A 22,408-nucleotide genomic window follows, 5' to 3' on the forward strand; every position below is an offset into this window, starting at 1 on the left:
GCGTTTTCCATGCTCAAGAAGCTGCTTCGTTCGTCCCGTGTCGCCGCCACGCCCACCTTCGCCCCGGCGACGGGCACCCGCATCTACGCCGTCGGCGACATTCACGGCTGCCGTGACGAGCTGGAGCGATTGCTGGCGATGATCGATGCCGATGATGCGAGGCGCGCGCCGGCCGAGACGACCTTGATCTTCCTCGGCGATCTGGTCGATCGCGGCCCCGATTCGGCCGGCGTGGTCGAGCGACTGCTGACCCTGTCGCAGCAGCGACCGCGGGTCCGCTTCCTCAAGGGCAATCACGAGGAGCTGTTCCTGCACGCGCTGGACGGCGCGAAGGACGCGCTGCGGATGTTCTGCCGCGTCGGCGGCAAGGAAACCGTGCTCAGCTACGGCATCGACCGCGCCGACTATGATTCGCTCGACTATCCGCAGCTTGCCGAGCGGTTGGCGGCGCTGGTGCCGCCTGCGCACCGGTCGTTCCTCGAAGGGTTCGAGGACATGATCGTGTCTGGCGACTACGCCTTCGTTCATGCCGGCGTTCGCCCGGAATTGCCGCTCGACGAACAGAAGCCGAGCGACTTGCGCTGGATCCGCGACAGCTTCCTCGGATACCGCGGCGCACTGCCGAAGATGATCGTCCACGGACACACGATTACACCGGAAGTCGATCGTCGCGCGAACCGGATCGGCGTTGATACAGGCGCTTATGCCTCGGGAAAGCTGACCGCGCTCGGCATCGAGGATCGTGAAACATGGATCCTGAACACATGATGCACCGCGGCAATCCGCGCTTGCATTTTGCGCACGCGCGGCTATGAGATGGCCTGCACGCAAAGGGAGTTCATCATGCGTATTGCGAAGTATATGCTCGCTGCTGCTGCCGCCACGATGGCGGTTGCTCCGGCGATGGCTGCGCCCGCCAACTCGGCGGCGAGCCTGTCGGTCGCCAAGTCGGTTCGCGCTTCGGCCCCGTCGGCCAAGAAGAACGAGCTGGCCGGTGGCGGCGTGATCGTTGCGGTTCTGGCGGCTGCGGCTGTTGTGGCCGGCATCGTCGTCGTCGCTGACGAAGACGACAGCTCGGACAGCAACTAAGCTGACCTGACTCCTTCGGGGGTAAGGAATAGCGGCCTTCGGGCCGCTATTTTTTTGTCTGTTGTCCGGCGGGTTATTTAGACGCCTGAGATCGTAGGCTTGGCTGGTGGCGTGGACGGAGACGCGCGGTACCGGACCAACTCCGTTTCGAGGGAGTCCAGCGTTGGTCTGGACGTCGGTCCGATGTCTGCATTGGTACTTAAAGTCGCCACCGACTAGACGTCATTGCGAGCGCAGCGAAGCAATCCAGGGCTGCACCGAGACGCCCTGGATTGCTTCGCTACGCTCGCAATGATGGGAATGCGGGCCGTGCTTCCTCGCGCACGCCCGCAGCCCTACATCACGCCGCCGCGAACATCTCCGGCGACAGCGCCATGATCGATTCAGCGCCCCCCTCGATCTGACGACGCAGCGAACCCGCCTCGGGCAGCACCCGCTCGGCGAAATAGCGAGCGGTGACCAGCTTGGCGTCGAGGAACGCGGCATCGCCCTGCCCCTCGTCCTTCAGCTTCGCCGCCGCGGTCGCCATGCGCAGCCACATCAGCCCGGTGGCGATCGTACCCACGAGATGCATATACGGCACCGCGCCCGCACCGACGTTGTTTGGGTCCTTCATGCCGTTGGCAAGGAACCACATCGTCGCAGCCTGCAATTCGCCGGCCGCCTTCTCGAGCCGCTGCGCCAGATCGGCGACCGCCGGGTTCGCCTTGCCGGCCGCGATCTCCTCCATCACCAGCCGTCCGAACGCCTGCACCGCGCGGCCGCCGTTCTGCGCGAGCTTGCGCCCGACCAAGTCCATCGCCTGCACGCCGTTGGTGCCTTCGTAGATCATCGCGATCCGCGCATCGCGGACGTACTGCTCCATCCCCCATTCGCGGATGTAGCCATGGCCACCGTAAACCTGCTGCGCGTTGGTCGCGATTTGATAACCGCGATCGGTGCCCACACCCTTGATGACCGGAGTCAGCAGCCCGAGCAGATCGCCCGCCAGCTGACGATCTTCCTCGGCATCGGCATTATGCTCGAGATCGGCCTGAAGCGCGCCCCACAGGCACAAGGCGCGGAGACCCTCGGTCCATGCCTTGGCGTCCATTAGCATCCGGCGAACGTCGGGATGGACGAACAGCGTATCCGCCTTCTCACCCGGCTCGGCCGGACCGGTGAGCGCGCGGCCCTGCCGTCGATCCTGCGCATATTGCACCGCGTTCTGGTAAGCGGTCTCCGCAACGCCCAGCCCCTGCAGGCCGACGCCGAGCCGTGCCGCGTTCATCATGATGAACATTGCGGCGAGCCCCTTCATTTCGTCGCCGACCAGCCAGCCGGTCGCCCCGTCATAGTTCATGACGCAGGTCGAATTGCCGTGAATGCCCATCTTGTGCTCGATCGAGCCGCAGGACACCGCATTGCGCTTACCCAGCGACCCGTCGTCGTTAACCAGCATCTTTGGCACTACGAACAGCGAAATGCCCTTCGAGCTGTCCGGTGCGCCCGGCGTCTTGGCGAGAACGAGGTGGATGATGTTGTCGGTCAGGTCATGCTCGCCCGCCGAGATAAAGATCTTGGTTCCGGTGATCTTGTAGCTGCCATCGGCCTGCGGCTCGGCGCGGGTGCGGATCAGCCCAAGATCAGTGCCGCATTGCGGCTCGGTCAGGTTCATCGTGCCGCCCCATTCACCCGACACCATCCGCGGCAGATACTTCTGCTGCTGCTCCGGGCTGCCCTTCACGACCAAGGCGGCGATCGCGCCATGCGCAAGGCCCGGGTACATGGCGAAGGCCATGTTGGCGGAGATCATATATTCCTGAAACGCGGTCGAGACGACGTGCGGCATCCCCTGCCCCCCGAACGCCTCCGGCGCGCTGAGCGTGCCCCAGCCCGATTCGACGAACTTGGCATAGGCTTCCTTGAAGCCCTTCGGCGTCGTCACGCTGCCATCCTCGTGACGCGTGCAGCCTTCCTGATCGCCTGACTGGTTGAGCGGGAACAGCACCTCGGCCACGAAGCGCCCACCCTCCTCCAGCACCGCATCGACCGTGTCGGGCGTCGCCGCGCCGAAGCCCGCGACGTTGGCGTAGCGATCCAGCCCCACGACATGTTCGAGCACGAAGCGGGTGTCGCGGATCGGCGGCGTATACTGCGGCATCGTCTCACTCTTTCCTGGTTGCGCCACCATCGAGCACGCCGACGAATTCGGTCAGCTCGGTGATGGCGGCGTCGAGGTCGTGCTTCTGCTGTTCCAGTGCCGCAATCCGGTCGCGACAGCGCTGGATGGCCACCGCGCGTTGCGTCTGGCGCCCGTCGCCGAGATCGTAGAGGTCGATCATCTCACGAATGTCGGCGAGGCTGAACCCGACGCGCTTGCCGCGCAGGATCCACGCCAGCCGCGCCCGGTCGCGATGCGAATAGATGCGGACCAGCCCGCGCCGCTCGGGCGCGATCAGCCCCTCGTCCTCGTAGAAGCGCAGCGCACGCGGCGTGACGCCGAACTCCGCCGACAGATCGGTGATCGTGAAGCTCTCGCGGTCAGGCCGCGGGGAAACAACGGCATAGGCAGCAGAAGCGCTCATGGAGCTGGACATACCTTCCCTTTACGTGAACGTCAATCGGCGCAAAGCAACTTCCCGTCGGCACCACGCAACCGGCTGGCCTCGCCGCTCGCCTCGCTGAGACGGTCGAACGCGAGCGTGTCGAGGGTCGCGCGACCCTGGCATGATCGCGCGCACGCCGCCGGGGTGCGGACGGGGAAGAGCAGACGATCGCCATTGCGGGTTGCAGTGAAACGGCAGCCATCACCGAAGTCGATCGCCAGATCGCCACGACCCTGCGCGCTGCCGTGGGCCAGGCAACGCTGCCCTTCGCCGAAGTCGACGCTGACCCCGATGCGATAGCGAGGCGCCGTGCCGGTCAGGCACAATCGATCCTCACCGACGGCATACACGCCCGCCGCCTCCGCCACGTCGCTGACGATCCCGGCATGGCGCGCGGCCACCTCCAGCGCCCGTCCGGCGGTATCATCCTCACGCGAATCGCGGGCGGGCGAACAGGCGGTCAGCAGCGATACCAGCAGCACCGCGCCGCGCCTCATCCGTCGACGCGCTCCAACCCCGAGTCGGTCAATCGACGATAGAAGCAACTCGGTGCGCCGGTGTGGCAGGCCGGTCCGACGGGGTCCGCGACGATCCACAACGCGTCCTGATCGCAATCGACGCGCATCTCGACGACGCGCAGCACATTACCCGAGGTTTCGCCCTTCTTCCAAAGCCGCTGCCGGCTGCGTGAGAAGAAGGTCGCCTCTCCGCTGGCGCGTGTCGCTTGAATCGCGGCAGCGTCCATATGCGCGACCATCAGCACCGCCCCGCTGGCCCGATCGGTCACCACCGCGGTCACCAGACCCGCAGCATCGAACTTGGGCAGGAAATCGCTGCCATTCTCTCGTGGATCGCTCATGTCGTGCCCGGCGTAGAACAGCGGCGGGCGGCTCACAACGCGCGATATCGCCGATCGCTCCCGCGCGGTTGATGACATTTGCGCGACGGTCGCTATATGCGGCCCCGCACAACGCGAGCCTCCCACCGCTTATGCTGACCACACATCCGTTCGACGACGATCATCTGCATGAGGAATGCGGCATCTTCGGTGCCTCCGGCTCGGAGGGCGCGGCGGCGCTCGTCGCGCTCGGCCTCCATGCGCTCCAGCATCGCGGCCAGGAGGCCGCGGGCATCACCAGCTTCGACGGCCATGTCTTCCACACGCATCGCGCGATGGGGCATGTCGCGGGCAATTTCGACCGTGACGACGTCATCCGCTCGCTCGCCGGCGATGTCGCCTGCGGGCACGTCCGCTACTCGACGACCGGCGAGACTGCACTGCGCAACGTCCAGCCTCTCTATGCCGAATTGCAGTCGGGCGGGTTCGCGATCGCGCACAACGGCAACATCTCCAATGCGATGCGGCTGCGGCGTGAGCTGGTGCGGCGCGGGTCAATCTTCCAGTCGACCTCCGATACCGAGACGATCATCCATCTCGTCGCGACCAGCCAGTATCGGACGCTGCTCGACAAGTTCATCGATGCGCTGAAGCAGGTCGAGGGCGCCTATGCGCTGATCGTAATGACGCCCGACGGCATGATCGCGTGCCGCGACCCGCTCGGCATCCGGCCGCTGGTGATGGGCAAGCTGGGCGAGACGTACATCTTCGCCAGCGAGACCGTCGCGCTCGACGTCGTCGGTGCGACCTTCGAGCGGTCGGTCGAGCCGGGCGAACTGGTGATCGTCCAGAACGGCGAATTGCGTTCGATTCGTCCGTTCGAGCAGGTGGCGGCGCGGCCGTGCATATTCGAGTGGGTCTATTTCTCGCGCCCCGATTCGATCGTCGACGATCATTCGATCTATTCGGTGCGCAAGAATATCGGTGCGCAGCTGGCGATCGAATCGCCGGTGGATGCCGATTTGGTCATTCCGGTGCCCGATTCGGGCGTGCCGGCGGCGATCGGGTATGCGCAGCAATCGGGCATTCCCTTTGAGCTGGGGATCATCCGTTCGCATTACGTCGGGCGCACCTTCATCCAGCCGGGCGACAAGGTTCGGCACCTCGGCGTGAAGCTCAAGCACAATGCCAACCGCGCGCTGATTCAGGGCAAGAAGGTCGTGCTGATCGACGATTCGATCGTTCGCGGCACCACGTCGCTCAAGATCGTGCAGATGATGCGCGAGGCCGGCGCGGCGGAGGTGCACATGCGGATCGCCTCGCCGCCGACGCGGCACAGCTGCTTCTACGGCGTCGACACGCCTGAGCGCGCCAAGTTGCTGGCTGCGAAGCTGGATCTGGGCGGGATGACCGACTTCATCCACGCTGACAGCCTGTCGTTCGTGTCGATCGACGGGCTGTACAAGGCGCTGGGCGAGGCGCAGCGCGCCGACGGGCGTCCACGCTATTGCGACGCCTGCTTCACCGGCGACTATCCGACCACGCTGACCGACCATGACGAATCAAGCGCGGTCGACCAACTGGCGATGCTCGACGAGCGGGTGATCTGACGCGCATGGACAAGCCGTTGAAGGACAAACTGGCGCTGGTGACCGGCGCCAGTCGCGGAATCGGCGCGGCGACCGCGATCGCATTGGCGGAACAGGGCGCACATGTCGTGCTGACCGCCCGGACGGCGAGCGGGCTGGAACAGGTCGAGCAGCAGATTTTCGATGCCGGCGGTTCGGCGACGATCGCACCCCTCGATCTGGCGCAAAGCGACTCGATCGCCCGGCTGGCGACCGCGATCGGCGAGCGCTGGCAGGCGCTGGACATCATGGTGCTGAACGCGGGGATGCTCGGGTCACTGGCGGCAGTGCCGGCGATCGACGCCAAGGAATTGGCGCAAGTGCTGACGCTCAACGTGTCGGCGCAGGTGGCTTTGATCCAGGCGTTCGATCCGATGCTGCGCCGTTCCACGGGCGCCCGCGTCATCGGTGTCACCTCATCGGTCGGGCGCACGCCGCGCGCCTATTGGGGCGCTTACGGTGCGTCGAAAGCGGCGTTCGAGACGCTGCTGGAGGCTTACGGCGACGAAACCGCCGAGGTCAGCAAGCTCCGCGTTGCGGTGCTCGATCCGGGCGCAACCCGCACCAAGATGCGCGCGCGCGCCTATCCGGGCGAGGACCCCAATTCGGTCAAGCCGCCCGAGACGGTCGCGGCGCGGATCGTGGCGTTGGCGATCGAGGGGTTTCCGGCGAACCATCGCGAGCGGGTGGGCTGAGCCACCCGGTTCCGTCACCCCGCCTTGACCAGCGTCACCTGCATGACGTCGATACCGCCGCCGCGAAACCCACCCTCGCAATACATCAGGTAATAGCGCCAGAGTTGCTGGAAGCGTGGGTCGAACCGCTCGGGCAAACGACCCTCCGCAATCGCTCGATCGAAGCGGCGGCGCCACTCCAGCAAAGTTTCCGCGTAATCCAGCCCGAAGCACTGTTCGTCCTGCCATGCCAGGCCGTGCGCCTCGGCCAGCGCGCGGAAACGGCTGGCCGAGAGCAGGGAACCGCCGGGGAATACATAGCGCTGGATGAAATCGGCACTGCCCTCATATGCGTCCCACACATCATCGGCGATCGTGATGAACTGAAGCGCGGCGCGTCCGCCCGGTTTCAGGACGCGTGCGATGGTCGAAAGATAAGCGGGCCAATATTCGGGCCCGACCGCCTCGACCATCTCGATGCTGGCAACCGCGTCATACTCGCCGGCGACGTCGCGATAGTCGGTGAGCGCCACGGTCACCTCGGGCAGCCCCAACGCCAACACATGGTCGCGCTGCTCGGTTGACAGCGTCAGGCCGTGTACCGCGACGCCGGCGCGTGCCGCGGTCGCGGCAAACGAGCCCCAGCCGCAGCCGATCTCCAGAAGTCGCGCGCCGGCGGCCACCCCGGTGCGCGTCAGGACCGCGTCGAGCTTGCGCTGCTGCGCCAGCTCCAGCGGCTCGCCCGCGGCAACCCCCAGCGCGCTCGAATAGGTGAGCGTCGCGTCCAGCCATTCGCGGTAGAAGTCGTTGCCCAGGTCGTAGTGTGCCGCGATGTTGCGCCGCGCGCCGCTGCGATCGTTGCGACGCAACCGATGTCCGAGCCACACCGCCAGCCGTGCGACATGCTTCGCGCGCGCGACGTTGCCCAGCGCGGCGCGGTTGCGCACGAACAGGTCGAAGATCGGCACCGGATCGGGGCTGGTCCAGTCGCCCGCCGCCCAGCCCTCGTACCACCCGATCGAGCCGGCGGTGACCAGCCGCCACAGGGCGCGCCAGCGCACCAGCCGTACGATCGCGACCGGGCCCGGCGCGTGTCCGCCGATCAGCCGGCGCGTGCCGTCGGGAAGTTGCGCGTCGATCGCCCCCGACAGCAGGCCCCGGTCGATGCGATCAAGCAGGCGATGCCACACGGGCGCGAGAAAGCGCGCGCGGCTAGGTACAGGCGGGGAATGAGAGGTAGCCGCGTCCATGGCGGACGCGCCCTAACGTACCTTCCGGCCCGCCGCCAGCGCGCGTTCGCGCGCCTCGCGATGCCCGATCAGCTTCGCCGGATAACCGCCGGGGCGGCAGCCGCCGGCGTCGGGATCGTGGATCGCGTCGTCGGGCAGGTCTTTCAACTCCGGCACCCATTCACGAATATAGTCGCCGGCGTCGAACTTCTCGGACTGCGACAGCGGCGCCATGATTCGCCCGAACATATTGGCGTCGATCCCGGTCCCGGCGACCCACTGCCAGTTCACCGCATTATTGCCGTAATCGGCATCGACCAGACAGTCCCAGAACCAGCGTTCGCCCTCGCGCCAGTCGATCAGCAGATGCTTGATGAGGAACGAGGCGGTGATCATCCGCACGCGATTGTGCATCCAGCCGCTCTGCCAGAGCTGCCGCATCCCGGCGTCCACGATCGGATAGCCGGTGCGCCCGGTCTGCCAGGCGCGTAGATCGTTCTCGGCGGCCTTGCCGCTACGCCACGGCAGCTTGTCGAAGGCGGCGCGGCCGTTCTTGTCTGCATAGTCCGGCAGCGCGAGCACGACCCCGTCGGTGAAGTCGCGCCATGCCAGTTCCTTGCGGAACGTGACGTCATGCGCACTGCTGGCGTGCCAGACCGCGCGCGGCGAGATCTCGCCGAAATGCAGGTGCGGCGACAGGCGGGAGGTGCCTTCTTCGGAGGGCAGGTTCCGGCGATCGTCGTAGCCGTCGAGTTCGAGCCCCGCGATCTTGCGGCGCGCTTCGTCTTCGCCGGGTGTCCAGTCGAACCCGCCCGACCAATCGGGCTTGGTCGGGAGCAGGTTCCAGTCGGCCAGCTTATCGCTTCCCGGCCATTGATCCGGCGCAGGGATCGCGTCCGGCGCGTGTAACGGCTTTTCGGGCGGCAGATGCGCCTGCAAGCCCTTCCAGAACGCCGAATAGATGCGGAACTGCCCGCCCGCCCCGGTCGTCACCTGCTCGGGCGGGGCAAGATGGTTGCCGTCGTGAAGACACAGACGCTCGCCGAGCGTCGCCTCGGCCTTGCGCCACCACGGTTCGTAGTGGCAGATCGCGTGGATCGCCTCCGCCTCCACGCTATCGGCCATTTCGTTCAGGATCGCGACCGCATCGCCACGGCGCAGGATCAGCCGGCTGCCATGATCGCGCAGCGCCTTGTCGAGCGCGGCGAGGCTGTGGTGAAGCCACCACCGCTGCGCCCCGCCGATCCGCCACGCACCGGGCGCCTCGTCGTCGAGGATATAGACGGGGATCACCGCCCCCTGATGCGCAGCGGCGACGAGCGCAGGTTGATCGTGGAGGCGCAGGTCCTGCCGCAGCCAGAGCAAGGTGGTCATGGGTTTTCGCTACGAACGATCCGACGCCGCGGTTCCGGCGAACGCATCGCCGAGCGTGCGAATGACGCGGACGTGGCGTGCGGCGATCGCCATCACGTCGTCGCCGTATCCGCCGCCGACGGTGCAGGCGAGCGGCACGCCCGCGCCGATCGCCAGCCGCGCGACCAGCCGGTCGCGGCAGACCAGGCCATCGTCGCTGAGCGCCAGCCGGCCGAGCCGATCGCCCACGAACGGATCGACTCCGCCTTGATAAAGGATCAGCGTTGGCTGCCATTCGACGATCATCGGGGCGAGCGTCTCCTCCAGCACCGCCAGATACGCGTCGTCGCCGATCGCATCGGCCAGCGGCACGTCCAGCGTCGAGCGTGCCTTGCGCACCGGGAAGTTCTTCTCGGCGTGGATCGAATAGGTCGCGATCTGCGGATGACCGGCGGTAAGCGCCGCCGTGCCATCCCCCTGATGAACGTCGACGTCGACGATCAACACGCGCTGCGTCGTCCCCTCCTCGACCAGCCGGTGCGCGGCGACGGCGAGGTCGTTGAACACGCAATACCCCGCGCCGGTGTCGGCGAGCGCATGGTGGCTGCCCCCCGCGGTATTGGCGGCGAACCCGTGGTCGAGCGCCAGCAACGCGGCGAGATAGGTGCCGCCCGGCACCATCTGCGCGCGGCGGGCGACGGTCGCAGTCACCGGAAACCCGATCCGCCGCTCCTTGATCGCGGGCACCTGTGCGGAAAGCACCTCGGCGACATAATCCGGGTCGTGCGTCGCCTCCAGCCAGACGCGCGGCATCGCCTCTGGCACATGCCACGCGATCCGCTCGCCCTCCGCGCGCAGCAGATCGCGGATCGCGCCGTTCTTGCCCCAGCGATAGGTGCTGCGCGCCGGTGCCTCGGTAACGTAATCGGGATGGTGGACGATGGCGATCATCGACCTAAGATAGTGCCGGGCGCGCCTGTGCAGGAGTAGTGGATGACCGAACCGACCCAAGCCGAGCCTCCGTTCGTCCGCCCGGACGTCGCGACCTTCCTCGGCTATCTCAACAACCTGCCCGGGCCGCGCACGCATCAGATGACCGTGGACGAGGCACGCGCCGCGATGCTGGCGATGTGCGACGTTGCCGACCCGCCGCGCGGCGAGCTGGCGGTGGTGCGGGATCTGACGATCCCCGGTCCGGGCGGGCCGCTGCCCGCGCGACTGTTCGATGCGAGCGCCGACCGGGCCGCGGGTCCGGCGGTCGTGTTCTTTCATGGCGGCGGCTGGGTGGTCGGCAGCGTCGCCAGCCATGCGAGCCTCGCCGCCGAGATGGCGCGGCAGCTCGATCTGCCAGTGATCTCGGTCGATTACCGGCTGGCGCCCGAAGCCCCCTTCCCCGCCGCCGTCGAGGATGCGGAGGCAGCGACGCGGTGGGTGGCGGAAAGTCCCGCCGCCCTGGGCCGAGCGGTCACCGGGCTGGTGCTGAGCGGCGACAGCGCAGGCGGCAATCTGGCGATCGTGACCAGCGTGGCGCTACGCGACCGGCCGGCGGCCGCGCCGGTGATCGTTCAGGCGCCGATCTATCCGGCCACCGACGCGACGCGGCATTATCCGTCGTTCGACGCCTTCTGCGACGGCTATCTGCTGACGCGCGAGACGATGGGGTGGTTCGGAAATCATTACCGGCCGGACCCGCAGGACGCGCGCTTCTCGCCGATCGTCGGCGATCTGACCGGCCTGCCGCCGGCGGTGATCGTCGCGGCGGGGCTCGATCCGTTGCGGGATCAGGCGCGCGCCTATGCCGCCGCGCTCGCACTGGCGGGGGTGCCGGTGACCTATCAGGAGGCGCGCGGCAACATCCACGGCTTCGCCACGCTGCGTCGCGCGATCCCGTCGAGCCAGCAGGATGTCGCGGCGTTCCTGACCGCGGTGCGCGCGGCGGTCGCGGCGGCGACGCACGATATCGCAAACGCGAAGGCAGCGGGTTGAAGCGCTTCGACTCGCGGCCTATTCGACCGGCATGACTGCGCCAGACTCCCTGCCCTATCGCCCGTGCGCGGGCGTGATGCTCCTCAACCGCGACGGACAGGTGTTCGTCGGCCAGCGCATCGATAACGTGCTGGAAGCGTGGCAGATGCCACAGGGCGGGATCGATCCCGGCGAGGATGCGCAGGCGGCGGCGATCCGCGAGCTGTGGGAGGAAACCGGCGTTACCGAGGACAAGGTGACGCTGATCGCCGAAGCGCCGGAGGAATTGTTCTACGACCTGCCCCCCGAGATGATCGGCAAGGTGTGGAAGGGCAAATATCGCGGGCAGCGGCAGCGCTGGTTCCTGTTCCGCTTCGAAGGCGAGGATGCCGACGTCCGCATCGACACCCCGCACCCGGAGTTTCGCGCGTGGCGCTGGGCCGATCCGGCCGACCTTCCGCGGCTGATCGTGCCGTTCAAGGCGCAATTGTACCGTGACGTGCTCGCCGCCTTTGCCCCGCATCTGCCGGGTCGCGGCGCTGCGGCACGCTGAACGACCGCGGCGATGTTGTCGGTGCTGATTGCGACGATGGGGCTTGCCATGCTGCCGGAACCGGCGGTGGCCCCGGCGCGGCGACGCGTGGCCGCCACGCGACGGGCGCGGCGGCAGACCCGGCTCGAACGCCCCGAGCTGGAGGTGGAGCCCGTCTTCATCACCGCGCCGCCGCTCGAGGTGTCGCCGCCGGTCCTCAACGACGTCGTCGTGGCGCTCGGGAAGATCCCCGGGCCGGAGATTTCACCTGAAATGCGGGCGATGCTCGACGCGGCGATGCAGGCCGGCGACGAGGGCGGGGTCGATACGCTGGTCAAATATGCCCGCGCTGGCGATCCGGGTTCGCGCGATCTGGTGCTGCGGCGCGCGACCGAGTGGAAGGAAGCGCGCGCGCGCGCCCGCAACGAGCGGGTGCAGCAGGCAAGCGCGTTTCAATTGTGGAGCGGGCGCGTCGAGGCAGGCGGGTTCGTCTCGACCGGCAACTCCGACGTCACCGGGCTCACCGGCGTCGCGGACCTGACGCGCGAGGGGCTGCGCTGGCGGCATCGCGTGATGGCGCAGGCCGATTTCCAGCGCACCGGCGGCATCACCAGCCGCGAACGCTACGCGCTCGGCTACCAGCCCAACTACAAGATCAACGACCGCGGATACATCTACGGCAACGGCCAGTATGAGTCGGATCGCTTCCTCGGCTATTACAGTCGCTATTCGGGCTCGATCGGTGCCGGTTACAGCGTGATCCGGCGCAACGGCCTGACGCTCGACATCGAGGTGGGCCCAGCGTTCCGCCAGACGGACTTCACCGACCGGACGATGCAGGGCAGTCTGGCGGCGCGCGGCAGCGTGGAGCTGAACTGGACCCTGTTCAGCGGACTGGTCGCGACGCAAAGCGCGTCGGGCTATTGGGAACGGTACAACAGCACGATCCGCAGCGTTTCGGCGATCGAGGCGAAGCTGCTCGGGCCGCTGTCCGCCCGGCTGTCGTACACGCTGCAATATGAAAGCGAGCCGCCGGTCGGGCGCGTCACGACCGATACCACCAGCCGCGCGTCGCTGGTCTACGCGTTCTAGGCCGATGCAGCCCTGTGTTCCGTTTCGGCGATCGCGCCGCTACGGTGCCGGAATGAACAGACTTTCGTCCGTCGAACGGGCAACATTGGAGAGGATCGACGCCGCCGCGATGCTGGCGCGCGTCGAGCGATGGGCCGCGATCAGCAGCGGGACGCGCAACGTCGCGGGCTGCGCGGCGATGGCGACGGAACTGGCCGATGCCTTTGCGGCGCTGCCGGGTGACATCGAACTGGTCGAGCCGACCCCGACCGAGAGCGTCGGGGCGGACGGCCACGTCACGCCGCTGGCGCATGGCCGGCACCTGCGCCTGTCCGTGCGCCCCGATGCGCCCGTCCGGCTGCTGCTCACCGGGCATATGGATACGGTCTATCCCCTCGATCACCCCTTCCAGACCTCGCGCTGGCGAGAGCCGGGCGTCCTCAACGGCCCCGGCGTGGCCGACATGAAGGGCGGCCTGTCGCTGATGCTCGAAGCGCTGCTCGCGATCGAGGCGAGCGGCACGCCGCTCGGCTATGACGTGGTCATCAACTCCGACGAGGAAACCGGCTCGCTGTCATCCGCGGCGCTGCTGGCCGACGTGGCGCGCGGCAAGGTGGCGGCGCTTACCTACGAGCCGGCGCTTCCCGACGGCACATTGGCCGGCGCGCGCGGCGGGACGGGCAATTTCTCGGTCGTGGTACGCGGTCGTGCAGCCCATGCCGGGCGCAACCCGGAGGACGGTCGCAACGCGATCGTCGCCGCGAGCGCGCTGGCGGTGCGGCTCCACGAAGAACGCTCGCCGCAGCTGGCGGTCAATCCGGCCCGCATCGAGGGCGGCGGCCCCAACAATGTCGTTCCCGATCTGGCGGTGCTGCGCGTCAATTTCCGTCCGGCCGACGCCGCGGAGATCGCGCGCGCGCGCGCCGCGATCGATGCCGCGGTCGCCGCGGTCCAGACCGCGCATGACGTCAGCATCCATGTCCACGGCAGCTTCAACCGTCCTCCCAAGCCGATCGACGCCGGCGCGGCGCGGCTGTTCGCGCTGGTGCGCGACGCCGGGGCCGACCTGGACCAGCCTATCGCGTGGCGCGACACCGGGGGAGTGTGCGACGGCAACAATATCGCCGCTTGTGGCGTGCCGGTGGTCGACACGATGGGCGCCCGCGGGGGCGCGATCCACTCTACCGACGAATTTCTGATCGTCGACAGCCTTGCCGAGCGTGCCGCGCTGTCGGCGGTGACGATGCTGCGACTGGCAGAGGGAGCGCTGGCATGACGTTCGTGATCCGCGCCGCCGACCGCAACGACCTGTCGCACCTGTACGAAATGGCGAAGCTGACCGGCGGCGGCTTCACCAACCTGCCCCCCGATCGCAACGCGCTGACCGCCAAGCTCGATCGCAGCGCGCTGGCATTCGGGCATGACGATACCTCGCTGACCGACGAATTGTTCGTGCTGATGCTGGAAAACAACGTCACCGGTGACGTGCGCGGAACGTGCCAGCTGTTCACGCATGTCGGGCAGAAGCATCCCTTCTACAGCTACCGCCTCGGCACGCTGACCCAGCACAGCCGCGAGCTGTCACGAACGTTCCGTGCCGAGATGCTGTCGCTGACCACCGACCTGGAGGGAGCGAGCGAGGTCGGCGGGCTGTTCCTCCATCCCGGCGAACGCGCGGGCGGACTCGGGCTGTTGCTGGCGCGCAGCCGCTATCTGTTCATCCGCGCGCATCGCCCGCGCTTCGCCGACCGGACACTCGCCGAGCTGCGCGGGGTGATCGACGAGGCGGGCGGGTCGCCGTTCTGGGACGGGCTCGCCGGACGGTTCTTCGGCATGGGCTTTCAGGAGGCCGACGAGTTCAACGCGGTGCACGGCCACCAGTTCATCGCCGACCTGATGCCCAAGCACCCGATCTACACCGCGATGCTCTCCGAGCACGCACGCGCCTCGATCGGGCTGCCGCATCCCTCCGGCCGCGCTGCGATGCGGATGCTGGAAAACGAGGGCTTCGCTTACGAAAACTACATCGACATCTTCGATGGTGGCCCGACGATGACCGTCAAGACCGACCAGATCCGCACCGTCCGTGACGCGCAGGACGCGACCGTCGTCGCGGTGCGTGACGGCGGCACGAACGAGGCGCTGGTTGCGGCCGGGCGCCTCGCCGACTTCCGCTGCGCCTACGCCCGGATCGGGACGGCCGACGGCGGCGTGACGCTCGACCCCGCCGCGGCGACGGCGCTACGGCTGCGCGAAGGTGACCGCGTGAGCTGGATCGGACGGATATGATACGCGAGATCAACTTCGACGGGATCGTCGGGCCCAGCCACAATTACGCGGGGCTCAGCCCCGGCAACCTCGCTGCCACCGCCAACGCCGGGCAGGTCGCGCACCCGCGCGCCGCCGCGTTGCAAGGCGTGACGAAGATGCGCGCCAACCTCGCGCTCGGGCTGTTGCAGGGCGTGCTGATCCCCCCGCCCCGCCCCGACCACGCGTGGCTGGCGCGGTTGGCGATCGACTATGATGCGGCGCCTGCGCACCTGAAGGCACAGGCGCTGTCCGCCTCCGCGATGTGGGCCGCCAACGCCGCGACCGTGTCGCCCGCACCGGACACGACTGACGGCCGCTGCCACCTGACCGTCGCCAATCTGGTGACGATGCCGCACCGCAGTCATGAATGGCGCGCGACGCTGGCGCAGTTACAGGTTGCCTTCGGGAATGAAGCGCATTTCGTCGTGCAGCCCCCGGTGCTGCCCCCCTTCGGCGACGAAGGCGCGGCCAACCACATGCGGCTGTGCAGCGCGCACGACGCGCCGGGCATCGAGGTGTTCGTCTACGGCGTCGCGGGCGGGGCCTTCCCTGCCCGCCAGCATTTCGAGGCCAGCCGCGCGATCGCCCGGCACCACGGGCTCGATCCCGCGCGGACGCTGTTCGTCCAGCAATCGACCGAGGCGATCGCCGCCGGCGCCTTTCACAACGACGTGGTCGCCGTCGCCAACGAGCGCATCTTGCTCGCGCACGAACAGGCGTTCGCGGATCGCGACGTCTTCTACGCCGACCTCCGCCGCCTGCTGCCCGAGGTCGAGATCGTCGAGGTGCCCGCGGCGGAGGTGAGCCTCGCCGATGCGATCGGCTCCTATCTCTTCAACGCGCAACTCGCGACCCCGCCCGACGGCGCACCGACGCTGATCGTTCCAGAGGAAGCGCGCGCCAATCCACGCGTCTGGCGGTGGATCGAGGCGCATCTGGCCGGCAATGGACCGATCCGGCGCGTCGAGGTGGTCGATGTCCGCGAGTCGATGGCGAATGGCGGCGGTCCGGCGTGCCTGCGACTGCGGGTCGTCTGCGATCCGGCGACCGTCGACCCACGCTTCCTCGTTGACGATCATCGGCTCGACAGGATCGCGACGGTCATCGAACGCCAATGGCCGGAGGCGATCGCCCCGGACGATCTCGACGACCGCGCGTTGCTCGCGCAGATCGCAACCGCCCGCGCCGCGTTGGTCGAGGCGCTGGGACTGGATGAGCTTCGCGCATGAAGGCCCGGCTGCACCGCTGGTGGCGCGGCGTCGCCCGGCTGTTCGTCGTCAAGACGAAGTTCGAGGCGTTCATGCTGATCTACGCCATCGCCACCGGCGCGGTTGAACGCGGCATGGCCTACCTGCACCGCTTCCCGGGCACGCCGGGCTGGATCATGTTCGTGGCCTGCACGATCGTCGTGTTCATGGCCGGCGGGAAGATCATCGACGGCGTGGAGCGCGACGCCAACACCTGAGCGGATCGGCTATTGATATGTTGTATCATTTCGCTAATGGGTGACCCATAAGGGAGTCGCCCATGAAGACCATATTGTTTGCCGCGGTTGCGCTTGCACCGCTCACCCTGCCTGCCGCCGCCCAGACCGCCGACCCGGCGCGGCAAGCCGATCCGCACCGCTCCGACGACGTGATCGTCACCGCCCCGATCCAGACCAGCGAGTCCGATGTCCTGCAAGGCACATCGGTGCTGACCGGCGCGAACCTGACCCGCGAGCTTCGCCCGACGATCGGGGAAACCCTCGCGCGCTTGCCGGGCGTGTCGGCAACCTCGTTCGGGCCGAACGCATCACGTCCGATCCTGCGCGGATTCCAGGGGGACCGTATCCGCGTGCTGACTGACGGCATCGGATCGATCGACGTCTCGAACACCTCGGTCGACCATGCAGTGGTGATCGATCCATTGCTCGCCGAGCGCGTCGAGGTGCTGCGCGGTCCGGCCGCGTTGCTGTACGGTTCGTCGGCGGTCGGCGGCGTCGTCAATGTCGTCGACCGGCGCATTCCGCGCGCGCTGCCGGAGAACGGCTATCGCGTCGATGCGATCGGCACCTATGGCAGCGCGGCGAACGAGCGTTCGATCGGCGGCGCAGCGGACGTGACGGCGGTCGGCCCGCTCGTCCTGCACGTCGACGGATCGTATCTGAAGGCGGACGACCTGCGCACCGGCGGGTTCATCCTGTCGCGTGCGGCGCGCCGGGCGTCGCTGGCGCTGGCCGGCGCCCCGCAGGACGGGGACGAGCCGATCGATTTTGCCGCGAACGCCGCGCTGAGCGGCAAGCTGCCCAATAGCGGGGCGGAGACGTGGACGGCCGGCGCGGGTGCGTCGATCATAACCGATGGCGGGATGCTCGGCGTCTCCTACGGCCATTACGACAGCCTGTATGGGGTGCCGGTTCGCTATGCCACCGCCTTGGGGCAGGAGCAGGAAGCGCCGCGGCTCGACGTCGTGCAGAACCGCTACGATCTGCGCGCCGAAGTGACTCCGCACGGTGCGCTGATCGACGCGATCCGCATCCGCGCTGCCCACGCCAATTACCGGCATTTCGAGCTGGAGGAAGATGGCTCGGTCGGCACCGCCTTCTACAACAAGGGGCTGGAGGCGCGGCTCGAGGTGGTCCAGGCGAAGCGCGGAGCATGGCAGGGCGCCAGCGGCGTGCAATATTTCAGCCGCGCGTTCGACGTGGTCGGCGACGAGGCGTTCCTGCCGCGCAACCAGACCGAACAGACCGGGCTCTTCACGCTGCAGCAATATGAGGACGGGCGCTTCAAGGCCGAGGGCGGGCTACGCTACGAACAGACCCGGCTGACCGCCGATCCGGGCTTCCGCGAAGGGACCGAGCGCTTCACCGGCGCGGATCGCAGCTTCGGGACGTGGTCGGGGTCGCTGGGCGCGGCCTATACGCTGGCGGACGGGGTGCGCATCGGGTTGAACGGCTCGCGCACCGCGCGCGCGCCGTCCGCCGAGGAATTGTTCGCCAACGGGCCGCATGCGGGCACGCAGGCGTACGAGTTGGGCAATCCGAACTTCCGCGCGGAAACGTCGTGGGGGCTGGAGGCGACCCTCCACGCACATAACCAGATCTTCAGCCTCGATGCCTCTGCCTATTACAACTGGTTCGACAATTACATTTATGAGGCGCAGGTCGCCGAGGCAGCGTGCGCAACGGCGGCGCAGGGGGATGTGGACCTGCCGTGCTTCCGCTACAGTCAGGCCAAGGCGCGTTATTATGGCTTCGAGGCGGATGCGTCGGCACGACTGGCGACGATCGGCGCGCATGTCATCACCGCCGATCTGCTCGGCGATTACGTCCATGCCGAGGTGGTCGATCGCGGCCCGGTGCCACGCATTCCGCCGCTGCGGCTGCTTGGCGGACTCGAGGCGCGGAGCGACACCAGCGCGGCGCGTGTCGAGGTTGAGCGCGCCTTCGCACAGAACCGCACCGCGCCGTTCGAGACGCGCACCGACGGCTATACGATGGTCAACGCCTCGCTCTCGTTCCATCCGTGGGGCGGCAGCGACCGGCGCAGCATCCTGCTGGCGGCGAACAACATCTTCGACGTCGAGGCCCGCCGCGCGGCAAGCGTCCTCAAGGACTTCGCGCCGCTCGCCGGCCGCGATGTCCGGGTGACGTTCCGCGTGGAGATCTGATCGTCGAAGCGCAGAGCGGTCGGACCATTACGGTCGTCGCCCCGGGCTTGACCCGGGGCCCCGCTTCTACCCGACCGCTACAAAAGCGGGGCCCCGGATCAAGCCCGGGGCGACGATCTTTCAAGCGAGACGAGGTGGGTTGGAACCGCCCACTCGTCATTGCGAGCATAGCGAAGCAATCCAGGGCGTCCTGATCCGGCTCTGGATTGCTTCACTACGCTCGCAATGACGGATCAAGTTCATCCCGCTCGAACCCGCCATCCACCAAGTTCGGATGTCATCCCGGCGGGCGCGCAACCTCTCCAAAAACTCGCTTTCTGTTCCCCGGCGGAGGTCGGGGCCCAGTTGGAAAGGTGTTTCGGTTAGTTACAAACCTCCCCCAACTAGACCCCGGCCTTCGCCGGGGTACTAGAAAGGGACCTTCACAGAGGCCTCCCGAGCGGCAGAGTAATGAATGGGAGATTCAAGCCAGACGGAACCGCCGCTCAGGCCGTTCTCAAATCGCGCGCGCGTAAATCAGGTCGTCGTGCCACGTCGCACCGACGCGAAAACGGCGGGTGCCCGCGACCGTAAAGCCCTGCTTCTCGTAGAAACGCTGCGCACGCTTGTTGCGACCATAAACGCCGAGCAACAACCGCCGGCACCCACGCGCCCGCGCATCCTCGATGGCGCGCGTCATCAGCGCCGGCCCAAGACCGGTGCCGTGCGTGGGAAACAGCGCATAGATGCGCTTCAGCTCGACATCGCCCGCTTCCGGCCCCACTGGCAAATCGGGCGTGGTCAGCAGGCTGTAGCCGATCGGCGCACCGCCCGCTTCGGCCTCGGCCAGCGTCGCGATCGCGCCCTCGGCGAGATAGGCTTCGAACGCCGCCACGCTGCTGTTGCGCGTGACATGCGCGACGATATCCGGGCCGTCGAGGATGCCCGCGAACGCCTCAAGGAAGGTGGCGCCCGCTACCAGCGAGAGCGCGGCGGCGTCCGCCGGTCCCGCATGATACAGGCGCCAGTCCATATCAGCCGACGATTTCTTCCGGCTTGAAGAAATAGGCGATCTCGATCTCGGCATTCTCGTCCGAGTCCGACCCATGGACGGTGTTCGCCTCGATCGACTCGGCCAGTTCCTTGCGGATCGTGCCCGGCGCGGCGTTCTCGGGGTTGGTGGCGCCCATGATGTCGCGGTTGCGCTGCATGGCGTTCTCGCCCTCCAACACCTGCACGACGACCGGGCCCGAGATCATGAAGCCGACCAGATCGTTGAAAAACGGGCGCTCCTTGTGGACCGCGTAGAAGCCCTCGGCCTGCTCCCGGGTCATCTGGATGCGCTTGGACGCGACGACGCGCAGGCCGGCTTCCTCCAGCATCTTGGTGACCGCGCCGGTCAGGTTGCGGCGCGTGGCATCGGGCTTGATGATCGAGAAGGTACGGTTCGCGGCCATGACGGTCACGGGCTCCTGAAATGAATAGGATGGGAAGTGCCGCCGCCCTAGGCGGACGCGGGCGGTGATGCAAGCGAGCGCTCAGGCCGCCTGTTCCCAGCGCCCCGCCTCATTCTGCTTCCAATAGCGCCGCTCGACCCCGTCGCGCGCCGCCAGTTCCTTCCACGCCGCGCGCGCGGCCCGGATATGGTCTTCGTCGAAGAAATGGAAGGCGCGGTCGAAATCGAGCGCGGCGTCGCGCCACTCGCCGTCGACCAGCGCGATATGTCGCGCGCGATTGGCAGGATTGACGTCCGCGGCGATCAGGATCGGCTGGCGCGCGTCCGCCGCCCCGCCCTGCTGCGCGTGCGGCAGGAAGCTGTCGGGCGCGTAGTTCCACAACAGCCGGTCGAGCGCCGCGCGCCGTTCTTCGTCGGCGGCAACGATCAGCAACCGCGCGCCCGACGCCACCACCTTCGCCGCGATCTGCGGGAGCGCCCGCTCCAGCGGCATCCGGGTCAGGTGGTAGAAGTCGACCTGCATTGCCTGGCCTTAGCCCTCGCAGGTGTCGGCGACGAACCGGTCGAGGACGCGCACGCCGTAACCGGTCGCGCCCTTGGCCCAGGTCGGACCGTCCTTGTCCGCCCACACCATCCCGGCAATGTCGAGATGCGCCCAGGCGACACCCTCGTCGACGAAACGCTGGAGGAATTGCGCGGCGGTGATCGAACCCGCGCCGCGCGGCCCGACGTTCTTCACGTCGGCGATCGGCGAGTCGATCAGCTTGTCATAGGCGTCGGAGAGCGGGAAGCGCCACAATTTGTCGCCGGTGGCGACGCCCGCCGCCAGCAGCTGCCCGGCCAGCGTATCGTCGTTGCTGAACAACCCGCCATATTCGTTACCGAGCGCGACGATCATCGCTCCGGTCAGCGTCGCAAGGTCCACGATGCGCGTCGGCTTATGGGTATTTTGGACCCAGGTGATGCAATCGCATAGCACCAGACGTCCCTCGGCATCGGTGTTGATGACCTCGATCGTCTGCCCCGACATGCTGATAACCACATCCCCTGGCCGCTGCGCATTGCCGTCGGGCATGTTCTCGACGAGGCCCATCACACCGATAACATTGGCTTTTGCCTTGCGCGCGGCGAGCGTCAGCATCACACCGGCCACCGCCGCCGCGCCGCCCATGTCCCACTTCATGTCTTCCATGCCCGCCGCCGGCTTGATCGAAATCCCGCCAGTATCAAACGTTACGCCCTTCCCGACCAACGCAGTCAGCGGCGCGTCGGCCCCGGCGCCCGACCATTTGAGCGCCAGCACACGCGCCTCGCGCCGCGACCCCTGCGACACGCCGAGCAGCGCCCCCGCCCCAAGCTCTTCAAGTTCCTTCTCGCCCAGCACGGTCACTTCGAGCCCGAGCCCATCGACGGCCTCCAGCACCCGTTCGACAAAGCTCTCCGGGTAAAGGATGTTCGGCGGCAGCGTCGCAAGCGTGCGCGCCAGCCCGAGGCCACGCGTGACCGCCTCGCGCCCGGTCCATTCGGCGTCGTCACCGACGATCGTGACCGCGGTCAGCGTCGGCTTCTGCTTCTCCGGCAGCTTGGTGCGATATTCGTCAAAACGCCACGCGCGCTGCGCCACGCTCGCCGCAAAGCGTGCCGCAGCGAGCGCGGGCGCGCCGTGCAGATCGGCAACCACACTGGTGACGCCTGAGGTGAGCAGGCGCGCCGTCAACGCGCCGCCCGCGCGTTCGAACGCCGCATCGTCGCCGCTGCCGACGCCCAGCAACAGCACGCGCTGCGTCCCCTGTCCCGCGACCACGAACGCCTCCGCGACGCTGCCCGCCTCGCCGGTGAAGCGCTGCCCGGCCGCGGCGGCCGCCAGCAGCGTATCTGCGCCGTCGATCAATCCGGCCAAGGGCGCATCCTTGCGGACCGGCAGCGCCAGCACCGCGGCATCGGCGGGACGGTCGGCGGTGAAGGCGATCTGCATTCCTGTATCCTCTTGCAACATGCCGCCTACCTAGGCACCGCCCAGTGAAATGGCAAAGCGTTGCAGG

General features: G+C 67.7%; 23 protein-coding genes. 12 read left to right on the top strand and 11 right to left on the bottom strand.

The genetic code is table 11. The features are described from left to right. Positions 1–9: 9 nt before the first annotated feature. Together SPHPH_RS0106305 and SPHPH_RS0106310 are read left to right on the top strand one after the other, a co-directional pair. Positions 10–768 (top strand): metallophosphoesterase family protein, encoded by a 759-nt coding sequence (locus SPHPH_RS0106305; protein ID WP_028965927.1) that lies wholly within the window; start codon positions 10–12, stop codon positions 766–768. Positions 769–843: 75 nt separating this feature from the next. After that, positions 844–1,089 (top strand): hypothetical protein, encoded by a 246-nt coding sequence (locus tag SPHPH_RS0106310; protein ID WP_037489251.1) that lies wholly within the window; start codon positions 844–846, stop codon positions 1,087–1,089. 340 nt (positions 1,090–1,429) lie between these two features. Here SPHPH_RS0106310 and SPHPH_RS0106315 read toward each other — a convergent pair whose 3' ends face one another. Genes SPHPH_RS0106315 through hisI form a run of 4 tightly spaced genes read right to left on the bottom strand, consistent with a single transcriptional unit; the run spans position 1,430 to position 4,536 of the window. Then, positions 1,430–3,232, bottom strand: coding sequence for an acyl-CoA dehydrogenase C-terminal domain-containing protein (locus SPHPH_RS0106315; RefSeq protein WP_028965929.1), 1,803 nt, complete (start codon positions 3,230–3,232; stop codon positions 1,430–1,432). Positions 3,233–3,236: 4 nt separating this feature from the next. Beyond that, positions 3,237–3,656, bottom strand: a complete 420-nt coding sequence (locus tag SPHPH_RS0106320) for a MerR family transcriptional regulator (RefSeq protein WP_028965930.1) — start codon at positions 3,654–3,656, stop codon at positions 3,237–3,239. Positions 3,657–3,688: 32 nt separating this feature from the next. After that, a complete protein-coding gene (locus SPHPH_RS0106325) occupies positions 3,689–4,174 on the bottom strand; it encodes a hypothetical protein (RefSeq protein WP_028965931.1) in 486 nt (161 codons plus the stop codon). Continuing rightward, the gene (hisI, locus tag SPHPH_RS0106330; RefSeq protein WP_028965932.1) at positions 4,171–4,536 is read right to left on the bottom strand and encodes a phosphoribosyl-AMP cyclohydrolase; all 366 of its coding nucleotides are present in this window, start codon (positions 4,534–4,536) and stop codon (positions 4,171–4,173) included. The genes SPHPH_RS0106325 and hisI overlap by 4 nt, the downstream gene beginning before the upstream one ends. Positions 4,537–4,667: 131 nt before the next feature. On the opposite strand from hisI, the gene purF reads away from it, so the two are divergent. After that, the gene (gene purF / locus SPHPH_RS0106335; protein ID WP_028965933.1) at positions 4,668–6,125 is read left to right on the top strand and encodes an amidophosphoribosyltransferase; all 1,458 of its coding nucleotides are present in this window, start codon (positions 4,668–4,670) and stop codon (positions 6,123–6,125) included. Positions 6,126–6,130: 5 nt separating this feature from the next. Continuing rightward, positions 6,131–6,838: an SDR family NAD(P)-dependent oxidoreductase gene (locus tag SPHPH_RS0106340; RefSeq protein WP_028965934.1), complete on the top strand. Its 708-nt coding sequence runs from the start codon at positions 6,131–6,133 to the stop codon at positions 6,836–6,838. Positions 6,839–6,852: 14 nt separating this feature from the next. Here the strand turns inward: SPHPH_RS0106340 and SPHPH_RS0106345 are convergent, their stop codons facing one another. Genes SPHPH_RS0106345 through SPHPH_RS0106355 form a run of 3 tightly spaced genes read right to left on the bottom strand, consistent with a single transcriptional unit; the run spans position 6,853 to position 10,350 of the window. Continuing rightward, positions 6,853–8,067 (bottom strand): SAM-dependent methyltransferase, encoded by a 1,215-nt coding sequence (locus SPHPH_RS0106345; protein ID WP_028965935.1) that lies wholly within the window; start codon positions 8,065–8,067, stop codon positions 6,853–6,855. 12 nt (positions 8,068–8,079) lie between these two features. Beyond that, positions 8,080–9,420, bottom strand: coding sequence for a cryptochrome/photolyase family protein (locus SPHPH_RS0106350; protein WP_028965936.1), 1,341 nt, complete (start codon positions 9,418–9,420; stop codon positions 8,080–8,082). Positions 9,421–9,429: 9 nt separating this feature from the next. Beyond that, positions 9,430–10,350 carry a histone deacetylase family protein gene (locus SPHPH_RS0106355; protein WP_028965937.1) on the bottom strand — a complete coding sequence of 307 codons (921 nt, stop codon included), beginning with the start codon at positions 10,348–10,350 and terminating at the stop codon, positions 9,430–9,432. 42 nt (positions 10,351–10,392) lie between these two features. Between SPHPH_RS0106355 and SPHPH_RS0106360 the strand changes: the two genes are divergently transcribed. The 8 genes from SPHPH_RS0106360 to SPHPH_RS0106395 all read left to right on the top strand — a co-directional run bounded on the left by SPHPH_RS0106360 (position 10,393) and on the right by SPHPH_RS0106395 (position 18,931). Beyond that, positions 10,393–11,385 (top strand): alpha/beta hydrolase, encoded by a 993-nt coding sequence (locus SPHPH_RS0106360; protein ID WP_028965938.1) that lies wholly within the window; start codon positions 10,393–10,395, stop codon positions 11,383–11,385. A 31-nt stretch (positions 11,386–11,416) separates the two neighbouring features. After that, the gene (locus SPHPH_RS0106365; RefSeq protein WP_028965939.1) at positions 11,417–11,917 is read left to right on the top strand and encodes an RNA pyrophosphohydrolase; all 501 of its coding nucleotides are present in this window, start codon (positions 11,417–11,419) and stop codon (positions 11,915–11,917) included. 12 nt (positions 11,918–11,929) lie between these two features. Beyond that, positions 11,930–12,988, top strand: coding sequence for a DUF481 domain-containing protein (locus SPHPH_RS0106370; protein WP_238302930.1), 1,059 nt, complete (start codon positions 11,930–11,932; stop codon positions 12,986–12,988). Positions 12,989–13,040: 52 nt separating this feature from the next. After that, entirely contained in the window at positions 13,041–14,243 is a 1,203-nt protein-coding gene (locus SPHPH_RS0106375; protein WP_028965941.1) for a hydrolase, read from the top strand. Further along, positions 14,240–15,256 carry an arginine N-succinyltransferase gene (locus SPHPH_RS0106380; RefSeq protein WP_028965942.1) on the top strand — a complete coding sequence of 339 codons (1,017 nt, stop codon included), beginning with the start codon at positions 14,240–14,242 and terminating at the stop codon, positions 15,254–15,256. The genes SPHPH_RS0106375 and SPHPH_RS0106380 overlap by 4 nt, the downstream gene beginning before the upstream one ends. Beyond that, complete coding sequence (locus SPHPH_RS0106385; protein WP_028965943.1) at positions 15,253–16,506, top strand: N-succinylarginine dihydrolase; 1,254 nt, start codon at positions 15,253–15,255, stop codon at positions 16,504–16,506. The genes SPHPH_RS0106380 and SPHPH_RS0106385 overlap by 4 nt, the downstream gene beginning before the upstream one ends. Next, positions 16,503–16,742, top strand: coding sequence for a hypothetical protein (locus SPHPH_RS0106390; RefSeq protein ID WP_037488203.1), 240 nt, complete (start codon positions 16,503–16,505; stop codon positions 16,740–16,742). Before SPHPH_RS0106385 ends, SPHPH_RS0106390 begins: the two co-directional genes overlap by 4 nt. Before the next feature lie 62 nt (positions 16,743–16,804). Continuing rightward, the gene (locus tag SPHPH_RS0106395) at positions 16,805–18,931 is read left to right on the top strand and encodes a TonB-dependent receptor (RefSeq protein WP_028965945.1); all 2,127 of its coding nucleotides are present in this window, start codon (positions 16,805–16,807) and stop codon (positions 18,929–18,931) included. 496 nt (positions 18,932–19,427) lie between these two features. Here SPHPH_RS0106395 and SPHPH_RS0106400 read toward each other — a convergent pair whose 3' ends face one another. From SPHPH_RS0106400 to SPHPH_RS0106415, 4 genes are all read right to left on the bottom strand, one after another. Then, positions 19,428–19,943: a GNAT family N-acetyltransferase gene (locus SPHPH_RS0106400; RefSeq protein ID WP_028965946.1), complete on the bottom strand. Its 516-nt coding sequence runs from the start codon at positions 19,941–19,943 to the stop codon at positions 19,428–19,430. A 1-nt stretch (position 19,944) separates the two neighbouring features. After that, positions 19,945–20,367: a nucleoside-diphosphate kinase gene (gene ndk / locus SPHPH_RS0106405; protein WP_022686546.1), complete on the bottom strand. Its 423-nt coding sequence runs from the start codon at positions 20,365–20,367 to the stop codon at positions 19,945–19,947. An 81-nt stretch (positions 20,368–20,448) separates the two neighbouring features. After that, positions 20,449–20,889, bottom strand: a complete 441-nt coding sequence (locus SPHPH_RS0106410) for a DNA polymerase III subunit chi (RefSeq protein ID WP_028965947.1) — start codon at positions 20,887–20,889, stop codon at positions 20,449–20,451. Between the two features lie 9 nt (positions 20,890–20,898). Beyond that, positions 20,899–22,341 (bottom strand): leucyl aminopeptidase, encoded by a 1,443-nt coding sequence (locus SPHPH_RS0106415; protein ID WP_028965948.1) that lies wholly within the window; start codon positions 22,339–22,341, stop codon positions 20,899–20,901. Positions 22,342–22,408 lie beyond the last annotated feature (67 nt).

It is taken from the genome of Sphingomonas phyllosphaerae FA2 (assembly GCF_000427645.1).
GTDB lineage: Bacteria > Pseudomonadota > Alphaproteobacteria > Sphingomonadales > Sphingomonadaceae > Sphingomonas > Sphingomonas phyllosphaerae.

Excerpts from the sequence above, each read along its gene's own strand:
- SPHPH_RS0106345 (WP_028965935.1), bottom strand. The coding sequence starts at position 8,067 with ATGGACGCGGCTACCTCTCATTCCCCGCCTGTACCTAGCCGCGCGCGC.
- SPHPH_RS0106340 (WP_028965934.1), top strand. The coding sequence starts at position 6,131 with ATGGACAAGCCGTTGAAGGACAAACTGGCGCTGGTGACCGGCGCCAGT.
- SPHPH_RS0106355 (WP_028965937.1), bottom strand. The coding sequence starts at position 10,350 with ATGATCGCCATCGTCCACCATCCCGATTACGTTACCGAGGCACCGGCG.
- SPHPH_RS0106315 (WP_028965929.1), bottom strand. The coding sequence starts at position 3,232 with ATGCCGCAGTATACGCCGCCGATCCGCGACACCCGCTTCGTGCTCGAA.
- hisI (WP_028965932.1), bottom strand. The coding sequence starts at position 4,536 with ATGAGCGATCCACGAGAGAATGGCAGCGATTTCCTGCCCAAGTTCGAT.
- SPHPH_RS0106360 (WP_028965938.1), top strand. The coding sequence starts at position 10,393 with ATGACCGAACCGACCCAAGCCGAGCCTCCGTTCGTCCGCCCGGACGTC.
- SPHPH_RS0106395 (WP_028965945.1), top strand. The coding sequence starts at position 16,805 with ATGAAGACCATATTGTTTGCCGCGGTTGCGCTTGCACCGCTCACCCTG.
- SPHPH_RS0106415 (WP_028965948.1), bottom strand. The coding sequence starts at position 22,341 with ATGCAGATCGCCTTCACCGCCGACCGTCCCGCCGATGCCGCGGTGCTG.
- SPHPH_RS0106400 (WP_028965946.1), bottom strand. The coding sequence starts at position 19,943 with ATGGACTGGCGCCTGTATCATGCGGGACCGGCGGACGCCGCCGCGCTC.
- SPHPH_RS0106375 (WP_028965941.1), top strand. The coding sequence starts at position 13,041 with ATGAACAGACTTTCGTCCGTCGAACGGGCAACATTGGAGAGGATCGAC.
- SPHPH_RS0106380 (WP_028965942.1), top strand. The coding sequence starts at position 14,240 with ATGACGTTCGTGATCCGCGCCGCCGACCGCAACGACCTGTCGCACCTG.
- purF (WP_028965933.1), top strand. The coding sequence starts at position 4,668 with ATGCTGACCACACATCCGTTCGACGACGATCATCTGCATGAGGAATGC.
- SPHPH_RS0106390 (WP_037488203.1), top strand. The coding sequence starts at position 16,503 with ATGAAGGCCCGGCTGCACCGCTGGTGGCGCGGCGTCGCCCGGCTGTTC.
- SPHPH_RS0106350 (WP_028965936.1), bottom strand. The coding sequence starts at position 9,420 with ATGACCACCTTGCTCTGGCTGCGGCAGGACCTGCGCCTCCACGATCAA.
- ndk (WP_022686546.1), bottom strand. The coding sequence starts at position 20,367 with ATGGCCGCGAACCGTACCTTCTCGATCATCAAGCCCGATGCCACGCGC.
- SPHPH_RS0106325 (WP_028965931.1), bottom strand. The coding sequence starts at position 4,174 with ATGAGGCGCGGCGCGGTGCTGCTGGTATCGCTGCTGACCGCCTGTTCG.
- SPHPH_RS0106310 (WP_037489251.1), top strand. The coding sequence starts at position 844 with ATGCGTATTGCGAAGTATATGCTCGCTGCTGCTGCCGCCACGATGGCG.
- SPHPH_RS0106365 (WP_028965939.1), top strand. The coding sequence starts at position 11,417 with ATGACTGCGCCAGACTCCCTGCCCTATCGCCCGTGCGCGGGCGTGATG.
- SPHPH_RS0106370 (WP_238302930.1), top strand. The coding sequence starts at position 11,930 with ATGTTGTCGGTGCTGATTGCGACGATGGGGCTTGCCATGCTGCCGGAA.
- SPHPH_RS0106305 (WP_028965927.1), top strand. The coding sequence starts at position 10 with ATGCTCAAGAAGCTGCTTCGTTCGTCCCGTGTCGCCGCCACGCCCACC.
- SPHPH_RS0106385 (WP_028965943.1), top strand. The coding sequence starts at position 15,253 with ATGATACGCGAGATCAACTTCGACGGGATCGTCGGGCCCAGCCACAAT.
- SPHPH_RS0106410 (WP_028965947.1), bottom strand. The coding sequence starts at position 20,889 with ATGCAGGTCGACTTCTACCACCTGACCCGGATGCCGCTGGAGCGGGCG.
- SPHPH_RS0106320 (WP_028965930.1), bottom strand. The coding sequence starts at position 3,656 with ATGAGCGCTTCTGCTGCCTATGCCGTTGTTTCCCCGCGGCCTGACCGC.